The 23,475-nt window shown below is 66.3% G+C and carries 25 protein-coding genes; 12 read left to right on the top strand and 13 right to left on the bottom strand.

Features of this window, described 5'->3' with window-relative positions:
• Positions 1 to 2: 2 nt before the first annotated feature.
• The 7 genes from V7Q39_RS08845 to V7Q39_RS08815 all read left to right on the top strand — a co-directional run bounded on the left by V7Q39_RS08845 (position 3) and on the right by V7Q39_RS08815 (position 6,568).
• A complete protein-coding gene (locus V7Q39_RS08845) occupies positions 3 to 626 on the top strand; it encodes a glutathione S-transferase family protein (RefSeq protein ID WP_333816204.1) in 624 nt (207 codons plus the stop codon).
• Positions 627 to 636: 10 nt separating this feature from the next.
• Positions 637 to 1,848, top strand: a complete 1,212-nt coding sequence (locus tag V7Q39_RS08840; RefSeq protein ID WP_333816203.1) for an acetyl-CoA C-acetyltransferase — start codon at positions 637 to 639, stop codon at positions 1,846 to 1,848.
• A gap of 147 nt (positions 1,849 to 1,995) precedes the next feature.
• On the top strand, positions 1,996 to 2,424 hold the full coding sequence (locus tag V7Q39_RS08835; RefSeq protein WP_333816202.1) for a hypothetical protein: 429 nt from the start codon (positions 1,996 to 1,998) through the stop codon (positions 2,422 to 2,424).
• Between the two features lie 49 nt (positions 2,425 to 2,473).
• A complete protein-coding gene (locus tag V7Q39_RS08830) occupies positions 2,474 to 2,944 on the top strand; it encodes a cupin domain-containing protein (RefSeq protein ID WP_333816201.1) in 471 nt (156 codons plus the stop codon).
• Complete coding sequence (locus tag V7Q39_RS08825) at positions 2,941 to 3,396, top strand: hypothetical protein (RefSeq protein WP_333816200.1); 456 nt, start codon at positions 2,941 to 2,943, stop codon at positions 3,394 to 3,396. The genes V7Q39_RS08830 and V7Q39_RS08825 overlap by 4 nt, the downstream gene beginning before the upstream one ends.
• Positions 3,393 to 4,382, top strand: a complete 990-nt coding sequence (locus tag V7Q39_RS08820) for a cupin domain-containing protein (protein ID WP_333816199.1) — start codon at positions 3,393 to 3,395, stop codon at positions 4,380 to 4,382. Before V7Q39_RS08825 ends, V7Q39_RS08820 begins: the two co-directional genes overlap by 4 nt.
• Complete coding sequence (locus V7Q39_RS08815; protein ID WP_333816198.1) at positions 4,379 to 6,568, top strand: 3-hydroxyacyl-CoA dehydrogenase NAD-binding domain-containing protein; 2,190 nt, start codon at positions 4,379 to 4,381, stop codon at positions 6,566 to 6,568. Before V7Q39_RS08820 ends, V7Q39_RS08815 begins: the two co-directional genes overlap by 4 nt.
• Before the next feature lie 121 nt (positions 6,569 to 6,689).
• Here the strand turns inward: V7Q39_RS08815 and V7Q39_RS08810 are convergent, their stop codons facing one another.
• From V7Q39_RS08810 to trpS, 5 genes are all read right to left on the bottom strand, one after another.
• The gene (locus V7Q39_RS08810) at positions 6,690 to 7,649 is read right to left on the bottom strand and encodes a 2-hydroxyacid dehydrogenase (RefSeq protein WP_333816197.1); all 960 of its coding nucleotides are present in this window, start codon (positions 7,647 to 7,649) and stop codon (positions 6,690 to 6,692) included.
• Complete coding sequence (locus tag V7Q39_RS08805; protein WP_333816196.1) at positions 7,646 to 7,981, bottom strand: tRNA-binding protein; 336 nt, start codon at positions 7,979 to 7,981, stop codon at positions 7,646 to 7,648. Before V7Q39_RS08805 ends, V7Q39_RS08810 begins: the two co-directional genes overlap by 4 nt.
• Positions 7,978 to 8,790, bottom strand: coding sequence for a pyrroline-5-carboxylate reductase (gene proC / locus V7Q39_RS08800; protein WP_333816195.1), 813 nt, complete (start codon positions 8,788 to 8,790; stop codon positions 7,978 to 7,980). The genes V7Q39_RS08805 and proC overlap by 4 nt, the downstream gene beginning before the upstream one ends.
• A 27-nt stretch (positions 8,791 to 8,817) precedes the next feature.
• Positions 8,818 to 9,321 carry a YbjN domain-containing protein gene (locus V7Q39_RS08795; protein WP_333816194.1) on the bottom strand — a complete coding sequence of 168 codons (504 nt, stop codon included), beginning with the start codon at positions 9,319 to 9,321 and terminating at the stop codon, positions 8,818 to 8,820.
• A 413-nt stretch (positions 9,322 to 9,734) separates the two neighbouring features.
• The gene (trpS, locus tag V7Q39_RS08790) at positions 9,735 to 10,799 is read right to left on the bottom strand and encodes a tryptophan--tRNA ligase (RefSeq protein ID WP_333816193.1); all 1,065 of its coding nucleotides are present in this window, start codon (positions 10,797 to 10,799) and stop codon (positions 9,735 to 9,737) included.
• Between the two features lie 78 nt (positions 10,800 to 10,877).
• Here trpS and V7Q39_RS08785 point away from each other — a divergent pair, with 78 nt between their 5' ends.
• Positions 10,878 to 11,567, top strand: coding sequence for a rhomboid family intramembrane serine protease (locus tag V7Q39_RS08785; RefSeq protein ID WP_333816192.1), 690 nt, complete (start codon positions 10,878 to 10,880; stop codon positions 11,565 to 11,567).
• On the opposite strand, the gene murJ is transcribed toward V7Q39_RS08785, so the two are convergent.
• The 3 genes from murJ to V7Q39_RS08770 are packed head-to-tail and all read right to left on the bottom strand — an operon-like array spanning position 11,558 to position 17,060.
• Positions 11,558 to 13,102 carry a murein biosynthesis integral membrane protein MurJ gene (murJ, locus tag V7Q39_RS08780; RefSeq protein WP_333816191.1) on the bottom strand — a complete coding sequence of 515 codons (1,545 nt, stop codon included), beginning with the start codon at positions 13,100 to 13,102 and terminating at the stop codon, positions 11,558 to 11,560. The two genes, V7Q39_RS08785 and murJ, sit on opposite strands and share 10 nt — an antisense overlap.
• Positions 13,099 to 15,873, bottom strand: coding sequence for a [protein-PII] uridylyltransferase (locus tag V7Q39_RS08775; protein ID WP_443082503.1), 2,775 nt, complete (start codon positions 15,871 to 15,873; stop codon positions 13,099 to 13,101). Before V7Q39_RS08775 ends, murJ begins: the two co-directional genes overlap by 4 nt.
• A gap of 14 nt (positions 15,874 to 15,887) precedes the next feature.
• Complete coding sequence (locus tag V7Q39_RS08770) at positions 15,888 to 17,060, bottom strand: penicillin-binding protein activator (RefSeq protein WP_333816189.1); 1,173 nt, start codon at positions 17,058 to 17,060, stop codon at positions 15,888 to 15,890.
• A 72-nt stretch (positions 17,061 to 17,132) separates the two neighbouring features.
• Between V7Q39_RS08770 and rsmI the strand changes: the two genes are divergently transcribed.
• Genes rsmI through gshB form a run of 3 tightly spaced genes read left to right on the top strand, consistent with a single transcriptional unit; the run spans position 17,133 to position 19,423 of the window.
• A complete protein-coding gene (rsmI, locus tag V7Q39_RS08765; protein WP_333816188.1) occupies positions 17,133 to 18,023 on the top strand; it encodes a 16S rRNA (cytidine(1402)-2'-O)-methyltransferase in 891 nt (296 codons plus the stop codon).
• 3 nt (positions 18,024 to 18,026) lie between these two features.
• On the top strand, positions 18,027 to 18,425 hold the full coding sequence (locus V7Q39_RS08760) for a YraN family protein (protein WP_333816187.1): 399 nt from the start codon (positions 18,027 to 18,029) through the stop codon (positions 18,423 to 18,425).
• A gap of 53 nt (positions 18,426 to 18,478) precedes the next feature.
• The gene (gene gshB / locus V7Q39_RS08755; protein ID WP_333816186.1) at positions 18,479 to 19,423 is read left to right on the top strand and encodes a glutathione synthase; all 945 of its coding nucleotides are present in this window, start codon (positions 18,479 to 18,481) and stop codon (positions 19,421 to 19,423) included.
• Here the strand turns inward: gshB and V7Q39_RS08750 are convergent.
• The 4 genes from V7Q39_RS08750 to V7Q39_RS08735 form a co-directional block, all read right to left on the bottom strand.
• On the bottom strand, positions 19,420 to 20,307 hold the full coding sequence (locus V7Q39_RS08750; protein WP_333816185.1) for a hypothetical protein: 888 nt from the start codon (positions 20,305 to 20,307) through the stop codon (positions 19,420 to 19,422). The two genes, gshB and V7Q39_RS08750, sit on opposite strands and share 4 nt — an antisense overlap.
• Positions 20,308 to 20,456: 149 nt before the next feature.
• Entirely contained in the window at positions 20,457 to 21,254 is a 798-nt protein-coding gene (locus V7Q39_RS08745) for a CPBP family intramembrane glutamic endopeptidase (RefSeq protein WP_333816184.1), read from the bottom strand.
• Positions 21,255 to 21,327: 73 nt separating this feature from the next.
• Complete coding sequence (locus V7Q39_RS08740) at positions 21,328 to 22,035, bottom strand: type 1 glutamine amidotransferase domain-containing protein (protein WP_333816183.1); 708 nt, start codon at positions 22,033 to 22,035, stop codon at positions 21,328 to 21,330.
• A gap of 22 nt (positions 22,036 to 22,057) precedes the next feature.
• Entirely contained in the window at positions 22,058 to 22,264 is a 207-nt protein-coding gene (locus V7Q39_RS08735; protein ID WP_333816182.1) for a hypothetical protein, read from the bottom strand.
• 223 nt (positions 22,265 to 22,487) lie between these two features.
• On the opposite strand from V7Q39_RS08735, the gene V7Q39_RS08730 reads away from it, so the two are divergent.
• Complete coding sequence (locus V7Q39_RS08730) at positions 22,488 to 22,658, top strand: hypothetical protein (protein WP_333816181.1); 171 nt, start codon at positions 22,488 to 22,490, stop codon at positions 22,656 to 22,658.
• On the opposite strand, the gene V7Q39_RS08725 is transcribed toward V7Q39_RS08730, so the two are convergent.
• Complete coding sequence (locus V7Q39_RS08725) at positions 22,659 to 23,306, bottom strand: carbonic anhydrase (RefSeq protein WP_333816180.1); 648 nt, start codon at positions 23,304 to 23,306, stop codon at positions 22,659 to 22,661. It abuts the gene before it with no gap.
• Between the last annotated feature and the right edge of the window lie 169 nt (positions 23,307 to 23,475).

Below are 23,475 nucleotides of genomic sequence, written 5' to 3'. Positions count from 1 at the left end.
GCATGAAGCTCTACTGTTTCGGCGAAAGCGGCAACGCCTACAAATGCGCGCTGGCGCTGGAGCTGACCGGCACCTCATGGCAGCCGGTCTTCGTCGACTTCTTCAAGGGCGAGGCGCGGTCGCCCGAGTTCCGCAAGATCAACGAGATGGGCGAAGTGCCGGTGCTGGTCGATGGCGAGGCCACGCTCACCCAGTCCGGCGTGATCCTCGACTACATTTCCTCCAAGACCGGCAAGCTTGGCGGGCGTTCGGCGGCAGAGCGGCGCGAGGTGCTGCGCTGGCTGTTCTGGGACAACCACAAGCTTTCCACCACCATCGGCACCACCCGCTTCCTGATGAACTTCCTGCCGCCCGACAAGCGGCCCGAAGCGGTGATCCCCTTCCTGCAGGGCCGCCTGAAAGCCGCCTACACCATTCTGAACGATCACCTTGCCGGGCGTGACTGGCTCGTGGGCGACAGCCTCACCATCGCCGACCTCAGCTGCTGCAGCTATCTCTATTACCCCGAGCCCTACGGCTTCGACCGCAAGGACTGGCCCCACATCGACGCCTGGCTGGACCGCATCAGCGCGCTGCCCGGCTGGAAACATCCCTACGACCTGATGCAGCGGGCCTTCCCCGCGTAAGGAGACGACCATGACCGACGCCTTCATCTATGACGCTGTCCGTTCCCCCCGCGGCAAGGGCCGTCCCGACGGGTCGCTGCACGAGCTGACCTCAGTCGCGCTGTCGGCCAAGGTGCTGAACGCGGTCAAGGACCGGAACGGGCTGGAAGGCCACGCGGTCGAGGATGTGATCTGGGGCAATGTCACCCAGGTGGGCGAACAGGGCGGCTGCCTCGCGCGGTCGGCGGTGCTGGCCTCGGACCTCGACGAACGCATTCCGGGCCTTGCGATCAACCGTTTCTGCGCGTCGGGCATGGAGGCGGTGAACCTTGCCGCCAACCAGGTAAAGGGTGGCGCGGGCCGGGCCTATATCGCCGGCGGGGTAGAGATGATGGGGCGGGTCGCGATGGGCTCGGACGGCGCGGCGATCGCCGTCGATCCGGGCCTTGCGATGAAGACCTATTTCGTGCCGCAGGGGATCAGCGCAGACATCATCGCCACCGAATACGGCTTCACCCGCGACCAGGCCGATGCGCTGGCAGTGGAATCCCAGCGCCGGGCGGCGCAGGCCTGGGCCGAGGGGCGGTTCGAGAAATCGGTCCTGACGATCACCGACCAGAACGGGCTGCCGATCCTCGCAACCGACGAATACATGCGCCCCGGCACCGACATGCAGGCGCTCGGCGCGCTGAAGCCCGCCTTCAAGGACATGGGCGAGGCGATGCCCGGCTTCGACAAGATCGCGATCATGAAATATCCGCATCTGGAACGGATCGAGCATATCCACCACGCCGGAAACTCCAGCGGAATCGTGGATGGGGCGGCGGCGGTGCTGATCGGCAATGCCGAGTTCGGCAAGGCGCACGGACTGAAGCCCCGCGCGCGCATCCGCGCCACGGCGAAGATCGGCACCGATCCCACGATCATGCTGACCGGCCCGGTGCCTGCGACGCAGAAGATCCTGAAGGACAGCGGGATCGCCATCCGCGACATCGACCTCTTCGAGGTGAACGAGGCCTTCGCCAGCGTGGTGCTGCGCTTCCAGCAAGCCTTCGACGTCGACCCTTCGCTGGTCAACGTCAACGGCGGCTCCATCGCCATGGGCCACCCCCTCGGCGCGACCGGGGCGATCATCATCGGCACGCTCCTGGACGAGCTGGAGCGGCAAGACAAGGAACTGGGCCTCGCCACGCTCTGCATCGCCAGCGGCATGGGCGCGGCCACGATCATCGAGCGGGTGTGATGGCAAACTGCGGCACAACCGACATGCGTTGTCCGCGACGCCACGTCCATGTCGGTTTCGCAACAGCGGCTGTCGCAATCCTACGCCGCGCGAAGGGTGATTCTCCCAAGATGGGTGGATATCCAAAACGTTTTGGGAATCCATTTCATGCTGCATTCGCAGATTTTGTCGCATTTTCGCAACCGGGCAGAATTGCTGCTTTCCGGCCAGCTCGCCGGGATGGCCGCGGATTATGTCTACCCGCTGCCGGTCTTCCTGCATCCCAGCCGGTTGCTGATCGGCGGCCCGGATCATGCCCTGCTGGTCTTCTCGCACCTTCGCGCGGCGCTGGCCAGGCGTGGGGTCGTCGCGCTGCGGCCCAGCATCTCGGCCGTGGACCTGCCGCGCGCGGGGCGCTTCCGCGTCTGGATCGACTGGCAGGAGATCGCCTTCCCCGCCGAGGGCACGCGCATGTCGCAGGCGGTGTATTACTGCAAGACCACCGAGCTTGGCCTTCGGACCGAGATGGTGAACTATACCCGTCTCTCGATGCCCGAGTTGAATCAAGAGTTCGCAACACTCGCCCTCACCGCCTGATACCGGGGGATCGCTCCAGTCGGGCGCCGGCCCATCCGCTGGAGGTCCCATGCCGGTAATCGACCTGACGAAAGCGCCGGTGAAGACCGGCTCGATCTACCCCGAACCCTACGCCGCCATGATGAAGGGACGCTCCTCGCTGCGGCTGGGCGATGCGGGCGGCCTCACCCAGTTCGGCGTGAACCTGGTCAGCCTGGAGCCGGGCGCGCTGTCCTCCCTGCGGCACTGGCACCAGAACGAAGACGAGTTCGTGATGGTGACCGAGGGCGAATGCACGCTGGTACAGGACGCGGGCGAAACGCTGATGCGTGCTGGCGACTGCGCGGCCTTCCCGGCGGGCAGCACCGACGGGCACCATTTCATCAACCGCACCGACAGGGTGGCACGCTTCCTGGTCGTCGGATCGAAGGCCCCGCGCGAGGTGGCGACCTATTCCGACATCGACATGCGGATCGAGACGAAAGCGGGCAAGGCCCGCTTCACCTACAAGGACGGCAGCGACTGGACAGGCCCAAGATGAACCCGCTCGACCTCTATCAGGACGCGCTCGACCGCATGTCCGCCGCCATCCTGGCGCGCGATTTCGACGCCTATGCCAGAGAGATCGACCTGCCCTACCTGGTCCATTTCGAGACCTCCCGCCTGCTCGTCACCACCCTGGATGAGCTTCGCCTGGCCTTCCAGGCGCTGGTCGACACGCTGCTGGCGCAGGGTGTCACGCATTACGAACGGGTCGCGCGCTCCGCCGACTACGTCCAGCGCGACCGGATCGAAGGCTGGCACCACACCCATCTCATCTCGAACGGCGAGCATGTCACCTACCCGCATCTCTCGCACCACGCCATCGTGCGCCGGGGCGAGGCATGGCGGTTTTCCGAATCCTATTTCCGGATAAAGGCCGACCCTTCGCCTGTCGCCGACGCCCCCGCCGTCAAACAGCATGACCTTGGGTTGACCATGGGGCGCGCATGATCGTCGATCCCGCCACCGCGCCTAGCAGCGGCGAGAAAGGGCTGCACACGCTGCACCTGTCGGTCGCGGGCGGGATCACCCAGTTCGGCGCCTCTCTCGACACGCTCGACCCCGGTGCCTGGTCCAGCTTCCGCCACTGGCATTCGGCCGAGGACGAGTTCCTGTATCTCCTCTCCGGCACCGCAACCCTGCGCGACGACAATGGAATGACCGACCTCGTCCCCGGCGATGCCGTCTGCTGGCGCCATGGCGACCCGAACGCGCATCACCTCACCAACCGGGCCGATCAGCCCTGCCGCTGGCTGATCGTCGGCTCGCGCTGCAAGGGCGATATCTGCACCTATCCCGACGACGGTCGCCGCCAGATCAACGGCGAGACCAGCTGGCAGATCGTCGCCAGCAACGGCACCGTCCTGAAAGGCGGAGAGCTGCCGGCAGAGCTTCTGAACCTCCCTGCCCCCTGGGGCACCCCCTTCGACGGCACCCCGCGCCCGAACCTGATCCGCGCGGGCTCGGTCCCGGAGGTCTACTGCCAGAGCAATTACCCCGCGCAGTTCGGCGACCTCGGCGACGCCTGGGACATCGCGCTCTCCGACGCGGGCGGGCTGACCCAGTTCGGCGCCGTCGTGGAAATCCTGCAGCCCGGCGCGCTGACCTCGCTGCGCCATTGGCACGAGGAGGAGGACGAGTTCCTCTACGTCCTCTACGTCCTCGACGGCAGCGTCACGCTTCTGGAAGACTGCGGCCCGCGCCAGATCGGCCCCGGCGCCTGCGCCTGCTGGCCCGCCGGCGTTCCCAACGCTCATTGCCTGCGCAACCACGGCACCGAACCCGCGAGGCTGTTCATCGTGGGAACCCGTTTCGCCGAGGACGCCTGCCACTACCCCGACATCGACCTGCATTACTCGCGCCGGAACGGCCTCCGCACCTTCGCAAGGAAGGACGGCACCCCCTATCCCGGCTGGCCCAAGGAGACGAACCGATGACCGACTTCACCATGACCACCGATGCCGAGGGCGTCGCCACCATCACCTGGGACGTGAAGTCCAAGTCGATGAACGTCATGTCGACCGAGGCCTTCATGACCCTGAACGGCTTGGTCGACCACGCGCTGGCCGACCCTGCGGTCAAGGGTATCATCATCACCTCGGGCAAGAAGGATTTTGCCGGGGGGATGGACCTGAACGTCATCGCGAAAATGCGGGCCGGTGGGGCGCAGGCCATCTTCGACGGCGTGATGCAGATGCACCATGTGCTGCGCAAGATCGAGCGCGCCGGGATGGATCCGAAAACGCTGAAAGGCGGCAAGCCCATCGTCGCCGCCCTGCCCGGCACCGCGCTGGGGATCGGGCTGGAACTGCCGCTTTCCTGTCACCGCATTATCGCCGCCGACAATCCCAAGGCCAAGATCGGCCTGCCGGAAATCCTGGTCGGCATCTTCCCCGGCGCAGGCGGCACCACGCGGCTGTCGCGCAAGCTGGGGGCGATGATGGCGGCGCCCTTCCTGCTGGAGGGCAAGCTGTCGGACCCGAAATCCGCCAAGGCCGCCGGGCTGATCGACGAGGTCGTCGCCCCCGAAGACCTGCTCAAGCGGGCGAAGGAGTGGGTCCTCTCGGCCACCGAGGCCGACCTGGTGAAACCCTGGGACGCCAAAGGCTACAAGATGCCCGGCGGCGCGCCCTATTCCGCCCCCGGCTTCCCCACCTTCGTCGGCGCTTCCGCGATGGTGCACGGCAAGACGATGGGTGTCTATCCGGCGGCCAAAGCCCTGCTCGCCGCCGTCTATGAAGGCGCGCTCGTCCCCTTCGACACCGCGCTGAAGATCGAGGCGCGGCATTTCACCTCGGTGCTGATGAACCCCTCGTCCAGCGCCATGATCCGCAGCCTCTTCATCAACAAGGAGGCGCTGGAAAAGGGCGCGAACCGGCCCAGGGTCGAGGATATGGCGGTGAAAAAACTCGGCGTCATCGGCGCGGGGATGATGGGCGCGGGCATCGCCTATGTCAGCGCGAATGCCGGGATCGAGGTTGTCCTGATCGACTCCACGCAAGAGGCGGCGGATCGCGGCAAGGCCCATTCCGAAGAGTTGCTCGACAAGGGCATGAAGCGCGGCAAGGTGACGGCAGAGAAGAAGGCGGACGTCCTCGCCCGCATCACCGCGACCACCGACTATGCCGCACTGAACGGGGTCGATCTGGTGGTCGAGGCGGTCTTCGAGGACCCGAAGGTCAAAGCCGATGTGACCCACAAGGTCGAGGCCGTGGTGGGCGCGGATTGCATCTATGCCACCAACACCTCTACTCTGCCAATCACCGGGCTGGCGGCGGCATCGAAGCGGCCGGAGCAGTTCATCGGCATCCACTTCTTCAGCCCTGTCGACAAGATGATGCTGGTCGAGATCATCCGTGGCAAAGCCACCGGCGACCGCGCCGTCGCCAAGGCGCTGGATTTCGTCCGCCAGATCAGGAAGACCCCCATCGTCGTGAACGACGCCCGCTTCTTCTACGCCAACCGCTGCATCATCCCCTATATTAACGAAGGCATCCGCATGGTGGCCGAGGGGGTAGAACCGGCGCTGGTCGAGAATGCCGCGAAGCTGGTGGGAATGCCGCTCGGTCCGCTGCAACTGGTTGACGAGACCTCCATCGACTTGGGCGTGAAGATCGCCAAGGCGACCAAGGCCGCGATGGGCAAGGACTACCCGGACGAGGCGGTGGACCATGTCCTCTTCTGGATGGCCGACCAGGGCCGTCTGGGCAAGAAGGCCAATGCCGGGTTCTATGCCTACTCCGACAAGGGCGAACGTCTGGGCCTGTGGGACGGGCTGGAACACAAATACCCGCTGGACAAGGCGCAGCCCTCGCTGGCCGACGTGCAGCATCGCCTCCTCTTCGCGCAGGTGCTGGAGGCGGTCCGCGCGCTGGAAGAAGGTGTCCTGACCGACATCCGCGAGGGCGACGTGGGCGCGATCCTCGGCTGGGGCTTCGCCCCGTGGTCAGGCGGGCCGTTCTCGTGGCTGGACATGATCGGCGCGGCGAAGGCGGTGGAAATCTGCCGGGGCCTCACCGCGCAGTTCGGGCCGCGCTTCCATGCCCCGGCGCTCCTGCGCGAGATGGCAGAGAAGGGCCAGACCTTCTATGGCCGGTTCGGGGGAGAGCAGCAGGCAGCGTGACGCCCGTAGGGTGGGGTTCAACCCCACCCAAGGTTAACGGTCTTCCGCCCATACGCGCGTATGGACGGAAGCCATACCGAACCCATACCCATTCCAAACGCGGGCTTCGCCCGGAATTCCGTCAGGGATTAACCAGGTTCGGCGGCGGCTTTCCCTCGGCCCAGGCGATCAGGTTCGCCACCGCCATCATCCCCATCGCCTCGCGCACCTCCAGGCAGGCCGTGCCCAGATGCGGCAGCAGCGTCACGTTCTCCATTGCGATCAGCGCCGCCGGGACCTTGGGCTCGAATTCATAGACGTCCAGCCCCGCCCCCGCGATCCGGCCTTGTTGCAGCGCGTCGATCAGCGCGTGCTCGTCGACCACGTCACCACGCGAGATGTTCACCAGAATGCCGGTTTTCCGCATCATTCCCAAGGTCTTGGCGTCGATCAGGTGATGGGTTTCCTTGCTGCCCGGCACCGCCACCACGACGAAATCCGCCGCCATCGCCTCGGCCATCTCCACCTGCCGCGCAGGCAGGCCGGGGTCTTCGACCTTGGAGCGGTTGTAGAACACCACCTCCATGTCGAACCCGTAGTGGCAGCGCTTCGCGATCGCCTTTCCGATCCGACCGAAGCCGATGATTCCAAGGCGTTTTCCAGTGACATGGGTGCCCAGCATCTGCACCGGCCCCCAGCCCTCCCAGACCCCGGCACGCAGGATTCTCTCGCCCTCGCCCAGCCGCCGGGCGGTCATCAGGATGAGGGAAACCGCGATATCCGCCGTCGCATCCGTGACCGCCCCCGGCGTGTTCGTCACGGCCAGCCCCGCAGCCTTGGCGGCCCCGGCGTCGATGTGGTTGTAGCCCACCCCGAAATTGGCAAGGATCTTCGCCCGTGGGTTCGGAACATCCGCGAAAACATCGGCCTGGAAGCGGTCGCCCAATGTCGGCAGCACCGCGTCGAAGTCTCGCAGCGCCGCGCGGAGCTCCTCGGGCGACAGCACCTCGGTCCGGTCGCGCAGTGTCACGTCGAACCGCTCGCGCGCGGCCTCCAGCACACGGTCGGGCAGACGGCGGGTGATCAGAATGCGTTGCTTCAAAACAGTTTTCCTCCCAGCGGAACATCATGGCCCGGCCCGATCAGCACGACCTGGCCCTCCTCATCCGGCAGACCCAGCACCAGTACCTCGGACATGACAGGCCCGATCTGCCGGGGCGGGAAGTTCACCACCGCCAGCACCTGCCGTCCAACCAGTTGGTCAGGGTTGTAGTGCTTCGTGATCTGCGCCGAGGATCGTTTCTCGCCGATCTCCGGCCCGAAATCGACCCAGAGCTTGTAGGCCGGTTTCCGCGCCTCCGGGAAAGGTTCGGCGCGGGTGATGCGGCCGACGCGGATGTCCACCTTCTCGAAATCGGCGTAGGTGATGGTCACTTTCCCAGCTCCCGTCCCCGGTCGGCCGCGGCCTTCACCGCCCGCTTCAGCAGCGCCGGGAAGCCGGTCTCCGGCTCCATCAACACACCCAGCGCCGCCGCCGTGGTGCCGCCGGGAGAGGTGACATTGATGCGCAACTGTGCAGCGCTTTCAGGGCTCTGGAAGGCAAGCTCGCCTGCCCCGCAGACCGTCGCGCGGGCAAGCTGCATCGCGATGTCGGCAGGCAGCCCCTCGGCCTCGCCAGCGGTCGCCATCGTCTCGATCAGGTGGAAGACATAAGCGGGACCCGAACCGGAGACTGCGGTCACAGCGTCAATCTGATCTTCACCGGACAGTTCTACCACCTGCCCGACCGCCGCCATCAGGCTTTTCGCCAGAACGATATCCGAGGGGGACACATGCCCATTGCCGACCAGCGCCGTGATCCCGCGCCCCACCATCGCCGGGGTGTTCGGCATGGTGCGGACGATGGGGGTGCGACCGCCCAAAGCGGCCTCGAAACTGGCGATCGTGGTCCCGGCGGCGATGGAGACGAAGAGGGTCGAACCGTTGCCCAGTGCCTGCAAAGCGGGCAGCGCCGCCCCCATCATCTGCGGCTTCACCGCCAGCAGCGCCACGGCGGGCGCAGGCGGAACCCCTTGATTCAGATGAACTCCGCTGCCTTTCAGCCAGTCGGTCGGATTGGGCTCGATCACCCAGACCGATCCCGGCGGCACACCCGCCGCCAGCCAGCCCGTCAGCAAAGCCGTCCCCATCTTGCCGCAGCCAAGCAGCACCAGCCCGTCCCGGGCCACGCGATCCAGAGTCATGGACACCCCCTTCAAACCGGGGAGAGGTTAGGCGCGGCCGTAAGCCTCGGCAATGGCGACTTTCATCGCTTCGGCCGGGGACTGGTCGCCCCAAGAGACCAGCTGGAACGCCGGGTAGAAGCGTTCCGAGGCCATCACCGCCGCTGCGATCAGCCGGTCGATCTGTTCCGGCCCCGCCATCTGCCCGCCGGACAGCACCAGCCCATAGCGCCAGACCATCAGCTTCTGATCCGCCCACCAAGTGAAGGCGCCAGACCAGACCATGTCGTTGCAGCGGTTCAGCACATCGTAAAGCGCGCCGATCTTCTCTTCGGGCGGCTCCATCTCGAAGGTGCAGATCAGGCGCAGGGTTTCGTCCTGTTCCGACCAGGCCAGCGTCAGCGAATAGGTGCGCCACTGACCCTCGACCGCCATGGCGATCTGGTCGTCGGTCACGCGGTCGAATTCCCAGGCATGGTGTTGGGCCAGGGTCTCGACGATGTCGATGGGATGGAGATCTTCCATCGACGCGTAGTCCTCGGAAAGCGACATGCCCGGCCTCATGATGAAGCTTCCGGCGGGCCGAAACCCACTAGAAACTGGGTATCTGGCAAGGATCAGCGTTTGCCCGACGCGGCCCTTACTAGATATGGTGTGACCAAAGCGGAAGCCTGTAAAGCGATTTCTTCGGAAAATAGCTGTGGAAAAACGGATTTGTTGAAAGGGAGTCTCTTCAGAGTCAAAGGCTTGTCCTTTCCGGTTTCCAGATCGGTGCGGACACACGCCGGAATGGAAAAAGGCCCCCGTGCGGGGCACGGGGGCGTGTCGGGAAGGCCCTGCCATTCAGGGGCAGACAGGCCGGGCCGGGCGATGGGGACAGATCGCATCTCCGAACGCCATGAGGCTAGCCGCGCGCTGAATCGGGAATATGACAGGCCGGGTTGCGGCCTGCCAAAAGCTGTGGATCACTTGCGCGAGCGGACCATGCCGGTGATCTCGTAGACCTGCTCGATGATCGGGCGGGCGATGGCGTCGGCACGGTCGGCCCCGTCGCCGAGGATGCGGTCGATCTCGGCCGGGTCGGCCATCAGGCGGTTCATCTCGCTGGTGATCGGCGACAGCTTTGCCACCGCGAGATCGGCCAAGGCGGGCTTGAAGGCGCCGAACTGCGCGCCCGCGAAATCGCGGACCACCTGGTCGACCGTATGCCCTGCAAGGGCCGCATAGATGTTGACCAGATTGCGCGCCTCGGGCCGGTCCTTCAGGCCCTCGGCGGTGTCCGGCAGCGGCTCCGGGTCGGTCTTCGCCTTGCGGATCTTGGCGGCGATGGTGTCGGCATCGTCGGTCAGGTTGATCCGGCTTTGATCCGACGGGTCGGACTTCGACATCTTCTTGGTGCCGTCCCGCAGGCTCATGACCCGGGTGGCAGCGCCTTCGATCAGGGGTTCGACCACCGGGAAGAAATCCACCTTGTAGTCATTGTTGAACTTGATCGCGATGTCACGCGTCAGCTCCAGGTGCTGCTTCTGGTCCTCGCCCACCGGAACCATGGTGGCATGATAGGCCATGATGTCAGCGGCCATCAGCGCAGGATAGGCGAAGAGACCAAGGCTCGCCGCCTCGGCGTTCTTGCCGGCGGTCTTGTCCTTCCATTGGGTCATGCGGCCCATCCAGCCCATGCGCGCGACGCAGTTGAAGATCCAGGCAAGCTCGGCATGGGCCGAGACCTGGCTCTGGTTGAAGAGGATCGAGCGCTTGGGGTCGATCCCCGCCGCGATGAAGGCCGCCGCACCCTCACGGGTCTGCTGACGCAACTTCTCGGGGTCCTGCCAGACCGTGATCGCATGCATGTCGACCAGGCAGTAGATCGTCTCGATGCCCTCATCCTGCTTTTCGACGAAGCGCTTCAGCGCGCCGAGGTAGTTGCCGAGCGTCAGCCCGCCCGAGGGCTGGATGCCCGAGAAGATGCGCGGCGTGAAGGCTTTCGGCGGTTGGCCACCTTTCTGATCGGGCGAGACCGGGGAGGACATGGAACTGGCTCCGTCTGGATTAAGCTTGCGATCCCGCGTAATCGAAGGGGTGAGAGGCGTCAATCAGGCAGGACAGGCATGGACCAGGATCACAGCGCAGCCCCGTTGAACCCCTTGCCCTGGGTGGTCTGGCTGCTGGCCCTGCCGTTGATCGCGATGGAGGTGGTGCTGTCGCTGGGCCAGGCGGGGGTGGTGGGCGGACCCCAGGCGGTGGGCTGGCGTTTGCAGGCGGTGGAGCGGTTCGGGCTTTTCCCCGAACTGCTGAAGCACCAGTGGAGCACCGGCGGCCAGCCGCTGGAGGAGCTGCCCCGGCTGGTGAGCTATGCGATGGTGCACGGCAGTTTCAGCCATGCGCTTTTCGCGATCGTCATGCTTCTGGCGCTTGGCAACATGGTGGCGAGCGTCTTCCGCTGGTGGGGCGTGCTGGTGGTGTTCCTTGGCGCGGTGATCGTGGGGGGCGCGGCGTATGGGCTGCTGGTGCCGGGGCTCCGGATGCAGCTGATCGGCGCATTCCCCGGGGTCTACGGCTTGATTGGGGCCTTCACCTTCCTGATCTGGACGAGGCTGGCACTGGCGGGCGCAAACCGTCTGCGGGCCTTCACCCTGATCGGAATGCTGCTGATGGTTCAGCTGGTCTTCGGCCTTCTCTTCGGCGGCGGCTGGGACTGGGTGGCCGAGGTCGCGGGCTTCGCCACCGGGTTCCTGCTGTCCTTCGTGGTCAGCCCCGGCGGGTTTGCCCGCGTGGTGCAGATGATCCGTCAGCGCTGACGGCGCAGCGCCTTCAGGTCTGAAAGCCGGACGGCCTTGAGCGCGAAGGCAGCAAGCGCGTAGCTGGCCATGCCAAGCGCGATGAGGAGCGCGAGGGCGAGAATGCGGTAGGTCTTGGCCTCCAGCATCGGCAGCAAAAGCGCCCAGCCGCCCCACAGCGCGGCGCCCATCAGGGCCGAGGCGGCGGCGATGCGCCAGAAGCGGGACAGGAAGCGCGCGTCGAAGCGGGTCTCCTCGCCCAGCCGCCGCGCGCCCCACCAGAGCTGGCCGACCATGACCCAGGCGGAAAGGGTCGTGGCCCAGGCGGCGGCGGAGAAGCCGATCAAGGGCATCAGGCCAAAGGCGAGGGCGGCGTTCAGCGCCATCGACCAGACGGCATAGCGGAAGGGGCTGCGGGTGTCCTCGCGGGCGTAGAACAGCGGTTGCAGGGCCTTTTGCAGAACGAAGGCAGGCAGGCCCAGGCCGTAGATCGCCAGCGCCAGCGCGGTGGCGGCGGTATCCTCGGCATCGAACTTGCCGCGCTGATACAGAACCTCGGTGATGGGCAGCGCGATCACCACAAGGGCGACGGCGGCGGGAAGGGTCAGGAGGAGGGCGAATTCCGTGCCGCGGTTGAAGGCCTCGCGCCCCCCGGCAGCGTCTCCGGCTTGCAGGCGGCGGGACAGCTCGGGCAACAGGACAGTGCCCACGGCGATGGCCACGACGCCCAGCGGCAGCTGATACAGCCGGTCGGCATAGACCAGCCAGGAGATCGCACCCTCGGTGCCCGAGGCGACCTGACGCGAGACGAGGAGGTTGATCTGGACCACCCCGCCGACAAGGAGTGCAGGCCCCATGTTGACCATCAGGCGCCTGAAGTCGGGCGTCAGTTGCGGCCAGCGCAGGCGGGGAATGAACCCGATGCGGCGGGCGGCATACATCGTCCACAGAAGCTGCGCGATGCCGGTAACAGGCGTGGTCCAGGCCAGCGTCAGGCCCATGTCCCAGCCCATCCGGGCGGCGAGCAGCATGGCGGCGATGAAGACCAGGTTCATCAGCACCGGGACCGCCCCCGCCTCGGCGAAATGCCCATGCGCGTTGAGGATGCCGGAGAGCAGCGCGAAGAGCGAGATGAAGCCGATGTAGCAGAAGGTGATCCGCCCGAAATCGACCGCCATGTCAAAGCGCCCGTCGCCGACGAAGCCCGCGGCCATCGCCCAGACCAGAAGCGGCATGGCAAGGGTGCCGATCAGGGTGAAGATGATCAGGAAGGTGGTGAGGCCGGAGAAAGCGTTTCGCGCGAATTCCTCGGCATCCTCCCCGCTTTCCAGCTTCTTGGCGTAAAGCGGCACGAAGGCCTGGTTGAACGCCCCTTCCGCGAAGAAACGGCGGAACATGTTCGGCAGGCTGAAAGCCACGTTGAAGGCGTCCGCCACCGGCCCCGCGCCCAGATAAGCGGCCATCATCAGTTCACGCACCAGCCCCGCGCCCCGCGAGACCAGGGTCCAGCCGCCCAGTGTGACGATACTGCGGATCATCCCGCGCGAGCCGCTCATGCGATGGCCCTTTCCGCCCCTTCCGCGATGGCCTGGCGCAGCTTCTTCTCCAGCGCCTCCTGCCGGTGCTTCTGGTGCAGCTTCAGGCCGAACATGTCCTTGACGTAGAAGGTATCCACCACCTGCGCGCCATAGGTCGCGATCACGGCACTGGCGATGTAGATGTTGTTCACCGCCAGCGTGCGGGTCAGGTCATACAGCAGGCCGGGCCGGTCGCGGGTGTCGACCTCGATGATCGTGTAGATCTCCGACCCTTCGTTGTCGAAGGTGATATGGGTCGGGAAGCGGAACTCGCGCTCGCGCTTCTTGATCTTGTCGCGATCCTTCAGCGCCTCGCGCGCCACCACCTCGCCCCGCAGCGTCTTGTCGATCATCTGGCGCAGGCGCGGCAGGCGGGCGACCTCGTAGGGGTGGCCCTCGATGTCCTGCACCCAGAAGACGGCGGTCGCATAGCCGTCCTTGGAGGTATAGGTCCGCGCATCCACCACATTGGCCCCGACCAGCGCCAGCGCCCCGGCAAGGCGGCTGAAGATGCCGGGGTGGTCGGCGAGCGCAAAACAGGCGCGGGTCGCGTCGCGGTCGGCGTCGGGATGAAGGTCGATGCGGATCTCGTCGTCGCCAAGGCCCTGGAGGAGGCGCGCGAAGACCTCATGCGTATCGGTCGACAGGCCTTGCCAGTAAGGCGCATAGTGGCGCGTCAGCTCATGCTCCAGCACCGCCGGGTCCCATTCCGCCAGCCGCTCGGCCAGCGCGCGGGTCGCTTCCTCTTGCCGGTTCTCGCGGTTCAGGGTTTCCAGACCGCCTTCCAGCGCATCGGCCGTCTGCTTGTACAGCTGGCGCAGCAGCATGGCCTTCCAGTTGTTCCAGGTGCCCGGCCCCACCCCCCGGATGTCGCAGACCGTCAGCACCGTCAGCAGGTCCAGCCGCTTGCGCGTCTTCACCGCCTTGGCGAAGTCGCGCACCGTGCGCGGGTCGCCGATGTCGCGCTTCTGCGCCATGTCGGACATGAGAAGGTGGTAGCGCACCAGCCATTCCACCGTCTCGCATTCCTCGGCGTCCAGCCCCAGTCTTGGCGCGACCCGCCGGGCGATCTGTGCGCCGAGGATGGAATGGTCCTCGGGCCGGCCCTTGCCGATGTCGTGCAAGAGGAGGGCCACATAGAGCACGCGCCGGTTGATCCCCTCCTTCAGGATCGAGGAGGACAGGGGCAGGTCCTCGACCAGTTCGCCGCGCTCGATCTGGGCCAGGCAGGAGATGGTCTGGATGATGTGCTCGTCGACCGTGTAGTGGTGGTAGACGTTGAACTGCATCATCGCGACGATGGGCTCGAACTCCGGGATGAAGGCCGAGAGCACCCCCAGCTCGTTCATCCGGCGAAGGCTGCGTTCGGGATTCCCGTGCTTCAGGAGGAGGTCGAGGAAGATGCGCTGCGCTTCGGGATCCTCGCGCATGTCGTCGTCAATCAGGTCGAGATGCGCGGTCACGATCCGCATGATGTTGGGGTGCAGGAGATACTTGGTCCGCAGCCCTTCCTCGAAGACGCGCAGCAGGTTCAGCTTGTCCTTCAGGAATTCCTGCGGGTCCTTCACGTCGATGCGGCCCTGTACCAGGTTGTAGCCGGGCTTGACGCGCTTGGTCATCTTGAAGAGGCCGAAAAGCGAGGCCTCGCGCTTGGCGTGGCGGGCTTCCAGCTGGGTCAGAAAGATCCGGGTCAACTCGCCCACGCGGGTGGCGAGTCGGAAGTAGTCCTGCATGAAATGCTCGACCGCGCGACGCCCCCCGGCATCGCGGTAGCCCATCCGCGCCGCCACCTCGACCTGCAGGTCGAAGGTCAGCGTATCGGTCGGCCGCCCGGTGATGTAGTGCAGATGGCAGCGCACGGCCCAGAGGAAATCCTCGGCCTGGGCGAAGCCTTCGAATTCATCGCGGCTGAGAAGCCCCGCCCCGACCAGCCCCTCGGACGAGGGCACCCGGTGCAGATATTTCCCGATCCAGTAAAGCGTCTGGAGATCGCGCAGGCCCCCCTTGCCCTCTTTCACGTTCGGCTCCAGCACATAGCGCTGGCCGCCCTGCCGCCTGTGGCGCTCGGCCCGCTCGGCCAGCTTGGCCTCGATGAACTCGGGGCCGGAATTCCGGAACAGCTCGCTCCACAGCCGCGTGTCCAACTCCTCGGCCAAGGGCGCATGGCCGCAGATGAAGCGATGTTCCAGAAGCGCGGTGCGGATGGTGATGTCCTCGCGCCCGAGGCGGATGCAGTCCTTCACCGTCCGGCTGGAATGGCCGACCTTCAGCTTCAGGTCCCACAGCATGTAGAGCATCGTCTCGATGACACTCTCCGCCCAGGGCGTGATCTTCCACGGCGTCAGGAACAGAAGGTCCACGTCCGACTGCGGCGCCATCTCGGCCCGGCCGTAGCCGCCGACACCCAGGACCGCGATCCGCTCGGCATCGGTGGGGTTCGCCAGGGGATGCAGGCGCATGGCAGCGGCAAGCGTGACCTGCACCAGCACATCGGTCAGATCAGATTGCGCCGAGATCAGCGCGCGGGCCTGGCGGGGGGCTTGCAGAAAGGCCGCCTCGAAGGCGGTGGTGGCTTCGGCCTTGGCGGCTTGCAGGTCCTGTACCACCAGGGAGCGGGCCGCCTTGGGGTCTGCCGCCACATCGCGCAGACCCGAAAGCACCCTGGCCGTCAATTCCGCCGCATCCGGGACCGGATAGCCGACAAGGGCCAACGAGGGGCGAGTTGCGGCCTCGACCGGTCCTGTCACGATGGGGGAACCCGCGCTCAGAACCCGGCGCCGCCGAAGCTGCGGGGGGCCGCCTCGATCACCACGACCTGGTTCGCCCGGATCGTCGCCACCGCAAGGCCGCGCTCGTTTGTGCCGTTCGGCAACAGGCGGAATATGCCCGAGACCCCGGCGAAGCCCGCCGATTGCGTCAGGTCGCCCTTGGTGAGCGGCCCGCCGCCCTTGGCCCGGTTCGCCAGCGCGCCGATGGCCGCGATCCCGTCATAGGCGAGGCCCGCCACCGGCACCGGCTGACTGCCATAGGCGCCCGCATAACGCGCGCGGAACTGCGCCTGCAGGCCGGGATCGGGCATGGCGAACCAGCCGCCCTGCACGCCCGGCAGGGCCAGCGTGGCGGGCGGGATATCCCAGCGGGTCAGGCCGATGAACTGGACGATGCTCTTGTCGATGCCGTTGTCGACCAGAAGCTGGCTGAGCAAGGGCAGCGCCCCTGCCGTGTCGGCCGTCATGAACAGCGCCGTCGCACCCGAGGACCGGGCAGTGCCGACGATGCCCGAAGCCGCCTGCATGATGCCGTTCTGCGAAAATTCATAGGAGGTCACGCCCACGACCGACCCACCGGCCGAGGCGACCCCGCGTTCGATGGCGGACTTGCCGACCTCGCCCGCGACGTTGCGGTCATGCACGATCAGGACCTTGGACTTGCCGTTGCGCACCGCATAACCGGCCAGCCGCCGGGCGGTATTGTCGAAGGTCTGGCCCAGGACGAACACATTGCCGCCCGCGATGGCCGCGTTGTTCGAGAAGGCCAGAACGTTCACCCCGGAGTTCGCCACCGCGACGCCGGCGGCATTGGCCTCTTCGGAATAGAACGGCCCCAGGATCACCTGCGCACCCTCGTCCACTGCCTGTTTCGCCAGCGCCGAAGCCTTCGCCGGGCTGCCGCCGGTCTTGTAGACGCGCAGGTCGATGTTGACGCCGGAGAGGTCGTTCATCGCCAGCCGGGCGGCGTTTTCCAGGTTCGCGCCGAAAAGTTCATCCTGCGACTGACCCGAGCCTGAGGGGACCAAAAGCGCCACCTGAACCGATCCGCCATTGGCCGGGGGCACCGTGCCGGGCCCCGTCGCCACGCAGCCGGACAGCACCAGGGCGCCAAGGCCGACACAGAACTGACCCAGCGACTTGCGGGCCCGGCGAATAACGGACAACATGGTGGTTCCTCACTGTGGCAGCGCGCTGCGTTTGTCCGGCAGGGTAAAGGGTTCGGCAGGGGAAGTAAACTTGTGAGGCAAGGCCCGGACCCCGCTGACGCAGCCCATAAACCCGCCCTGCGCGCCATTCCGCCGGGACTGCATTTCGTATCGACCCCCATCGGCGCGGCGCGGGACATCACGCTTCGGGCGCTGGACGTGCTGGCGGGGGCGGATGTGCTGGTGGCCGAGGATACCCGCACCCTGCGCCACCTGATGGAGATCCACGGCATCCCGCTGAACGGGCGCCCGCTGATCGCCTATCACGACCATTCGGGCGAGGGGCAGCTGCAGCGGCTGGTCGGGCTGCTGGCTGAAGGCAGAAGCCTCGCCTATGCCTCGGAAGCCGGGACGCCGCTGATCTCGGACCCCGGTTTCGAACTTGCGCGGGCGGTGGCGGCGGCGGGCCTGCCGATGACCGCCGCCCCCGGTCCCTGCGCGGCGATCTGCGCGCTGACGCTGTCCGGCCTGCCCTCGGACCGCTTCTTCTTCGCAGGCTTCCCGCCTTCGGCGCAGGGTGCGCGGCGCAGCTTCCTTGAAGACCTGGCGGGAGTGCAGGCCACGCTGATCCTTTATGAAAGCCCGAAGCGCCTCGCGGCGCTGCTGGCCGAAATGGCGGCGACGCTGGGCGGGGCGCGGCAGGCCGTCGTCTGCCGCGAACTGACCAAGCGCTTCGAGGAGGTGCTGCGCGGCGATCTGGCGACCCTTGCCGCCGAGGTCGCAGCGCGCGAGGTCAAGGGCGAGATCGTGGTGCTGGTCGACCGGGCCGCGCCCACCGAGGCGACGGAGGACAGCATCGGCGCCGCACTGGATGCGGCGTTGCAGACGATGTCCGTTAAGGATGCTGCAACTTTTGTGTCGCAGACTCTGGGTGTGTCGCGCAAGATCGCGTACCGGATCGCTCTCGATCGCAGCCAGGGATAGCTCATGCCGTTCGACTTCGTCTCCGCCCCCGTCAGGCGTTCCCGCTCGGAACGCGGCCGGGCGAACTATCACGCGGGTCATGCGGCGGAAGCCTCGGTCGCCCGGGTGTACGAAGACCGGGGCATCGCGATCTGCGCCCGGAACTGGCGCGGGATCACCGGCGAAATCGACCTGATCGGTCGCCGCGGCGATGAGGTGATCTTCGTCGAGGTGAAGCAAAGCCAGACGCATGACATGGCGGCCTCGCATATCTCGCAGGCCCAGATCGGGCGCATCTTCGCGACGGTCGACGAATTCCTGGCGGGCGAACCCAAAGGCCTCTTGACCGATGTCCGCATCGACCTGGCGCTGGTCGATGGCAAGGGCCGCATCGAAGTGCTGGAAAACGCCTTCGCGGGCTGAATTGCATCTTCCGGCGGCATCGGCCATCACTTCCTGGAACGGAGGAGTGAGCCATGCCCCTGAAGGTAGCCCTGCAGATGGACCCGATCGGGTCGGTCAACATCAACGCGGATTCGACGTTCCGCATCGCGCTGGAAGCCCAGGAGCGCGGGCATGAACTGTTCTTCTATACGCCCGACAGGCTGGCCTTCGTCGAAGGCCGGGTCATCGCGCGGGGCTGGCCCATCGAGGTGCGGCGCGAGATCGGGAATCACGTCACCTATGGCGCAGAGACGGAGGTCGACCTCGGCGACTACGACGTCGTCTGGCTACGGCAGGACCCGCCTTTCGACATGGGCTACATCACCACCACGCATCTTCTGGAGATGATCCATCCGAAGACGCTGGTGGTGAACGACCCGTTCTGGGTGCGGAACAGCCCGGAAAAGCTCATGGTGTTGCGCTTCCCGGCGCTGACCCCCCCCACCGCCATCGCCCGCGACCTGGCCACGATCCGCGCCTTCAAGGCCCGGCACGGCGACATCATCCTGAAGCCGCTCTACGGCAACGGCGGCGCGGGCGTGTTCCGGCTGGACCCGAACGACCGCAACCTCTCGTCCCTGCATGAGCTGTTCATGGGCATCAACCGCGAGCCCCTGATCGTGCAGAAGTTCCTGCCCGCCGTGGCTCAGGGCGACAAGCGGGTGATCCTGGTCGACGGCGAGCCGGTGGGCGCAATCAACCGGGTGCCGCAGGCGGGCGAGACGCGGTCGAACATGCATGTCGGCGGGCGGCCCGAGAAGATCGGCCTGACCGAGCGCGACCTGGAAATCTGCCGCATCATCGGCCCCACCCTGCGCGAGAAGGGCCAGGTCTTCGTCGGCATCGACGTGATCGGCGACTGGCTGACCGAGATCAACGTCACTTCGCCCACCGGCATCCAGGAGCTGGAGCGGTTCGACGGCACCAATGCCGCCCGCCGCATCTGGGAGGTGATCGAGGCGAAGCGGAAAGCCTAGGCCAGCCCGCTGTCGGGGTCGTTGCGCAGGACGTCCCAGACCAGCGACTTCATCCAGTCCTGCTGGTCGGGTGAGGGCCAGCCTTCCTCGCCGCGAAGCGTCGGCACGCTCTGGGGATTGCGGCCGTAGATCACCGCGAAATGCGCAAGCGCGATCGGGTAGGCGCCCTTGCGGTTGGGGTGGATGTTGTCCTCGAACAGGTCCTGCATCGCCGTCAACCCGGGCGCGGTGCCCGCCGCAATGGCATCGAAGATCGAGGCCATGATCTTCGGTCCCGGGATCAGCCGCATCCGCGGGCTGCCCTTCGGCCGCTTCCCGTTGACGAACGCGACGACCTCCCGCCAGCTGCCCAGTTCCAGGTCCAGCCGCTCGCGGAAGGGGATCTGGCCTTCGTCCGGCATGTCGTAGGGGTCGGTATTGCCCGGCCCGCTGCCGATGCCCACCCAGGAAGCGTAGAGGATCGTCTCGGCCCCGCGGCCGCCGTTTCCGTGCTTCCAGGCGTGCTCGAACCAGGTCAGCGCGTATTTTTCGGTCTCCTCCCAGGTGATGGCCGACCGCACCGGGACCCGCTCTGTCAGAATCAGCCTGTCATAGTCGCCGATGATCCGGCGGGCATCGATGACCATCGGGCTGTCCGGCTGCCAGCGGTATTTCATCGTGCTGCCGGGAACGGTGGAGTTTTCGATGGGGGGATCCTGCAAGCCTCCGGCGGCGGCGACCATGCGGGCCAGGGGTGCCGGGATCGGGTCGGTGAGACTGTGGCCCGACATGATGACCCGCAGGCTGAAGGGCTGCTCCACCGGTCCGGCCAGTCCTGCACCCGACAAGGCGGGAAGGGCGGCAAGCCCGGCCAGAACGCTGCGACGGTCGGGGCGATGCGGCATGGAAAGGGCCTTTCGGGAAATGCTCGTACCGGGAAGTCTACCTGCCGGGCGGCGGCAGGGGAAGCAGGCAACACGGGGCGGTGTCCACGCGGGACAGCCGACGAAGGCGTATTTGAATCAAAGGCCTGGTCCTTGGCATTTGCAGTCCATCAACCACGATCCGGGCCAACGGCGTCGCGTCCCACCTTGCGCAGGAGATAGAGCGCGTAAAGGAGGTTGGGCATAACCAGGGCCAGCGGTGCCAGATAGGCCGCCAGAGGCAACGGGTTTTCCGGCATGGTCTGCTGCGCAGCCTCATAAGCGACAAGGAGCAGGCCGAAGTTCCAGATCATGTGGAAGCCCACCGCAGGCCAGATCGAGCCGGTGCGGATCAGGAGCGCCACCAGAAGGAGCCCGGTCATCATCGCCGCGACGGCCTGGGCGCTCGACTGCATCAGGTCGCCGAAGGTGAAGCCGTTCAGCACATGGACCGCGCCGAAGATGAAGGAGGTCAGCAGGATCGCCGTCCAGGGCCGGTGCCGCGCGGCGAGCGCGCGGAAGAGGATGCCGCGGAACATCCATTCCTCGGACAGGGCGACGATCAGCGTGTTCACGGCAAGGAATGCGGTCGCGCGGGGTGGCGGCAGGCCGATGGCGAGCGCGAGACCAAGGATCGGCAAGAGGAGGAGGACGGGAAACCACATCAGGCGAAGGGTCAGCCGCAGCGGCGGCGCACGGAAACCGAGATCCGACCAGCCGCAGAGCCGGGTGGCGATGGCCAGCACCGCCAGGCCCAGAAGGACGTTCCAGGCAATGCCCTGCGACAGGGCAGCGACGATGTCGGCGATCGAGAAAACCTCGCCGCCGCGCAGGAGATGCCCGAGGAGCAGGGTCACGCCCAGCCAGGCGACCAGCGTCAGGACTGCCTGGCGCAGCCGGGTTTCCGCATCGCCGTCTGGCCTGTTCATTCCGCGCCGCTCCCGTCTGCCGCCGACCCTGCCGGTTCGACGCGCAACCGGTCAAGTCCGTTCCCGCGAAAGTCTATGCGACCTTCGGCGGACCGGCCTCCAGCAAAGCCAGGATCTTTCGGGCGGTGGCTTTGGCGGAGAAGGGATTCTGCCCGGTGACGAGGCGCCCATCGGCGATGGCATGGGGCAGGAACGGCAAAAGCGCCTTCTGATAGCGGGCGTCGCGCCGCTTCATCTCGGCCTCGGCATTGTAGGGCACCTTGCGGGCGACGCCTGCGACCACCTCCTCCGCCCAGGCGAAGCCGGTGACGCGCCTGCCTGTCACCAAAAGCGTCCCGTCGCCCAGCCGGACATTGAGCAGGCCGCAATAGCCGTGGCAGACCGACGCGACGATGCCGCCCTGTTCCCAGATGCCGCGGACCAACTGCTGCAACCCGGCATCGTCGGGGAAGTCCCACATCACGGCATGGCCGCCGGTGAAATAGATCGCGTCAAATCGGGAAGCATCGATCTGATCCGGTCGCGCCGTCCGGGCCAGCAGTTCCATCCGGACGGGGTCGTCCAGCCATGCCCTTGCGGAGGCGTCCAGCAGCGGCCATTTCAACGCGCGCGGCTCCAGCGGCGTGGCGCCGCCCTTCGGGCTGACGATGCGCTGCTGATATCCCTTTGCCTCGAAGATGTCCCAGGCATGGGTCAGTTCGGAAAGCCACAGGCCCGTTGGCTCCTCCGGGTCGGCGTAGTGGGACACGTTGGTGACGACGTGGAGAATGCGTCGGGTCATGGGCTGCCCTTCCTTTCGGCGCTCACGACAGGCGCTCCGACCGCCAAAGACTGTCTGCGCCCTTGGCAAGCCGCCAGCTACGCGCCGACACGAGCGTGCCCCTTGCCGTGCTGTAGTCGGGGACGGAAAGCCGGATGGCATCGCCCTGGGCCTGCCATTCCCCGATGACGGTGACGCCATCGCCGAACTCGACCAGACAGTCCGGCTCCGCCGTCCCGTCATCGTGCATCGTGACGCGGCCTCCAGGAAAGGCATGGCTGTGAGGGAACGTGAAACGCATCCTGATCCTGTTTTGCGCGACATCGCGTCAAGCCTGCCGCCGCCTCTGATGGATACTATGTCAGGGGCTGCCGGTTCCGGTCTATTGAGATATTGCAAGGCCGAAGGGGCTGGTTCGGGCCGCCATCGCGCAGAACCGGCTTTTGGCGACGGAGCGCGGGTGGCTGACCGCGATGATCTGCAGGGCGCCTGCGTTCTACGGGTCGGGCAAGACGCAGAGCATCACCACCAGCGCCATCCTGGAACCACGGGAACCTATCACGGCTTCGTCGGGCTGGCCGCCGAAGCGCTGGCAGCTGCGACTGGCGGGCCTGTTCAGCCGCACGGTCCGCGGCGCGGGGTAATCAGACCGGGAAGAACCCGCCGCGCGCGGGATCGTAGTTTTCCAGAAGCCCCTCACCGGTGTTGTTCCACAGCCCGTGTAGCGTGAGGAGATCGTTGTCGATGGCCTGCTTCACGAAGGGGAAGGTCAACAGGTTTTCGAGACTGGTCAGCACCGCCTGCTTTTCCAGCGCCTGCAAAATCTCGGCCTCGGGCAGGTGGGCCACCTTGTCGAAGCCGGGGCGCAGGATGTCCATCCAGCGGCCGACGAAGCTGGTCTTCTCCTCCAGCTGTGGGGCGTGGCCGGTGCACATGTCACGGCAGCCCTTGACCCCGCCGCAGTTGGAATGGCCGAGCACGACGATATGCGCCACGCCAAGCGAGGTGACGGCATATTCCACCGCCGCTGAGGTGCCGTGGCGTTCGCCGTCCGGAGTGTAGGGCGGCACCAGATTGGCGATGTTGCGGTGGATGAAGAACTCGCCCTCGTCCGCCCCGAAGATCGACGTGACGTGGACGCGGCTGTCGCAGCAGGAGATCACCATGGCGCGGGGATGCTGGCCGCTTTCGGCCAGGCGGCGATACCAGGCGCGGTTGTCCTGATAGGTGGTCGCGCGCCAGCCGTGGAAGCGCTGGACCAGATAGGCAGGCAGGGGGCGGATGGAATTCATGGGCATCGTCCTCTGTTGTCGCCCCTTCCCTATGCCGCATTTGCGGAAAATTCGAGGGGCAAATTCCGGCAGGCGCGGGCCGCGGGCAACCAGTTGTTCAGCAAGACGGTTCAGGCTGGCAGCGGGTGTGACGTAACTTGGGTGTGAATGATGGGAGAGATTGTCCCTC

Origin of the sequence: Tabrizicola sp., from assembly GCF_036781545.1 — a bacterium.
In the GTDB taxonomy this organism is placed as follows: domain Bacteria; phylum Pseudomonadota; class Alphaproteobacteria; order Rhodobacterales; family Rhodobacteraceae; genus Tabrizicola.
The sequence above is the reverse complement of the archived record's forward strand: the minus strand, read 5'-3'. Positions and strand labels throughout refer to the sequence as shown.

What these genes read in the sequence shown, in the direction of transcription:
- V7Q39_RS08750 (WP_333816185.1), bottom strand. Translation starts at nt 20,307, where the DNA reads ATGCCGCATCGCCCCGACCGTCGCAGCGTTCTGGCCGGGCTTGCCGCC.
- V7Q39_RS08745 (WP_333816184.1), bottom strand. Translation starts at nt 21,254, where the DNA reads ATGAACAGGCCAGACGGCGATGCGGAAACCCGGCTGCGCCAGGCAGTC.
- trpS (WP_333816193.1), bottom strand. Translation starts at nt 10,799, where the DNA reads ATGTCCTCCCCGGTCTCGCCCGATCAGAAAGGTGGCCAACCGCCGAAA.
- V7Q39_RS08795 (WP_333816194.1), bottom strand. Translation starts at nt 9,321, where the DNA reads ATGTCGCTTTCCGAGGACTACGCGTCGATGGAAGATCTCCATCCCATC.
- V7Q39_RS08845 (WP_333816204.1), top strand. Translation starts at nt 3, where the DNA reads ATGAAGCTCTACTGTTTCGGCGAAAGCGGCAACGCCTACAAATGCGCG.
- murJ (WP_333816191.1), bottom strand. Translation starts at nt 13,102, where the DNA reads ATGAGCGGCTCGCGCGGGATGATCCGCAGTATCGTCACACTGGGCGGC.
- V7Q39_RS08725 (WP_333816180.1), bottom strand. Translation starts at nt 23,306, where the DNA reads ATGAATTCCATCCGCCCCCTGCCTGCCTATCTGGTCCAGCGCTTCCAC.
- V7Q39_RS08785 (WP_333816192.1), top strand. Translation starts at nt 10,878, where the DNA reads ATGGACCAGGATCACAGCGCAGCCCCGTTGAACCCCTTGCCCTGGGTG.
- V7Q39_RS08730 (WP_333816181.1), top strand. Translation starts at nt 22,488, where the DNA reads ATGATCTGCAGGGCGCCTGCGTTCTACGGGTCGGGCAAGACGCAGAGC.
- V7Q39_RS08820 (WP_333816199.1), top strand. Translation starts at nt 3,393, where the DNA reads ATGATCGTCGATCCCGCCACCGCGCCTAGCAGCGGCGAGAAAGGGCTG.
- V7Q39_RS08835 (WP_333816202.1), top strand. Translation starts at nt 1,996, where the DNA reads ATGCTGCATTCGCAGATTTTGTCGCATTTTCGCAACCGGGCAGAATTG.
- V7Q39_RS08760 (WP_333816187.1), top strand. Translation starts at nt 18,027, where the DNA reads ATGCCGTTCGACTTCGTCTCCGCCCCCGTCAGGCGTTCCCGCTCGGAA.
- V7Q39_RS08825 (WP_333816200.1), top strand. Translation starts at nt 2,941, where the DNA reads ATGAACCCGCTCGACCTCTATCAGGACGCGCTCGACCGCATGTCCGCC.
- gshB (WP_333816186.1), top strand. Translation starts at nt 18,479, where the DNA reads ATGCCCCTGAAGGTAGCCCTGCAGATGGACCCGATCGGGTCGGTCAAC.
- V7Q39_RS08770 (WP_333816189.1), bottom strand. Translation starts at nt 17,060, where the DNA reads ATGTTGTCCGTTATTCGCCGGGCCCGCAAGTCGCTGGGTCAGTTCTGT.
- V7Q39_RS08740 (WP_333816183.1), bottom strand. Translation starts at nt 22,035, where the DNA reads ATGACCCGACGCATTCTCCACGTCGTCACCAACGTGTCCCACTACGCC.
- V7Q39_RS08815 (WP_333816198.1), top strand. Translation starts at nt 4,379, where the DNA reads ATGACCGACTTCACCATGACCACCGATGCCGAGGGCGTCGCCACCATC.
- V7Q39_RS08830 (WP_333816201.1), top strand. Translation starts at nt 2,474, where the DNA reads ATGCCGGTAATCGACCTGACGAAAGCGCCGGTGAAGACCGGCTCGATC.
- V7Q39_RS08735 (WP_333816182.1), bottom strand. Translation starts at nt 22,264, where the DNA reads ATGCACGATGACGGGACGGCGGAGCCGGACTGTCTGGTCGAGTTCGGC.
- V7Q39_RS08840 (WP_333816203.1), top strand. Translation starts at nt 637, where the DNA reads ATGACCGACGCCTTCATCTATGACGCTGTCCGTTCCCCCCGCGGCAAG.
- proC (WP_333816195.1), bottom strand. Translation starts at nt 8,790, where the DNA reads ATGACTCTGGATCGCGTGGCCCGGGACGGGCTGGTGCTGCTTGGCTGC.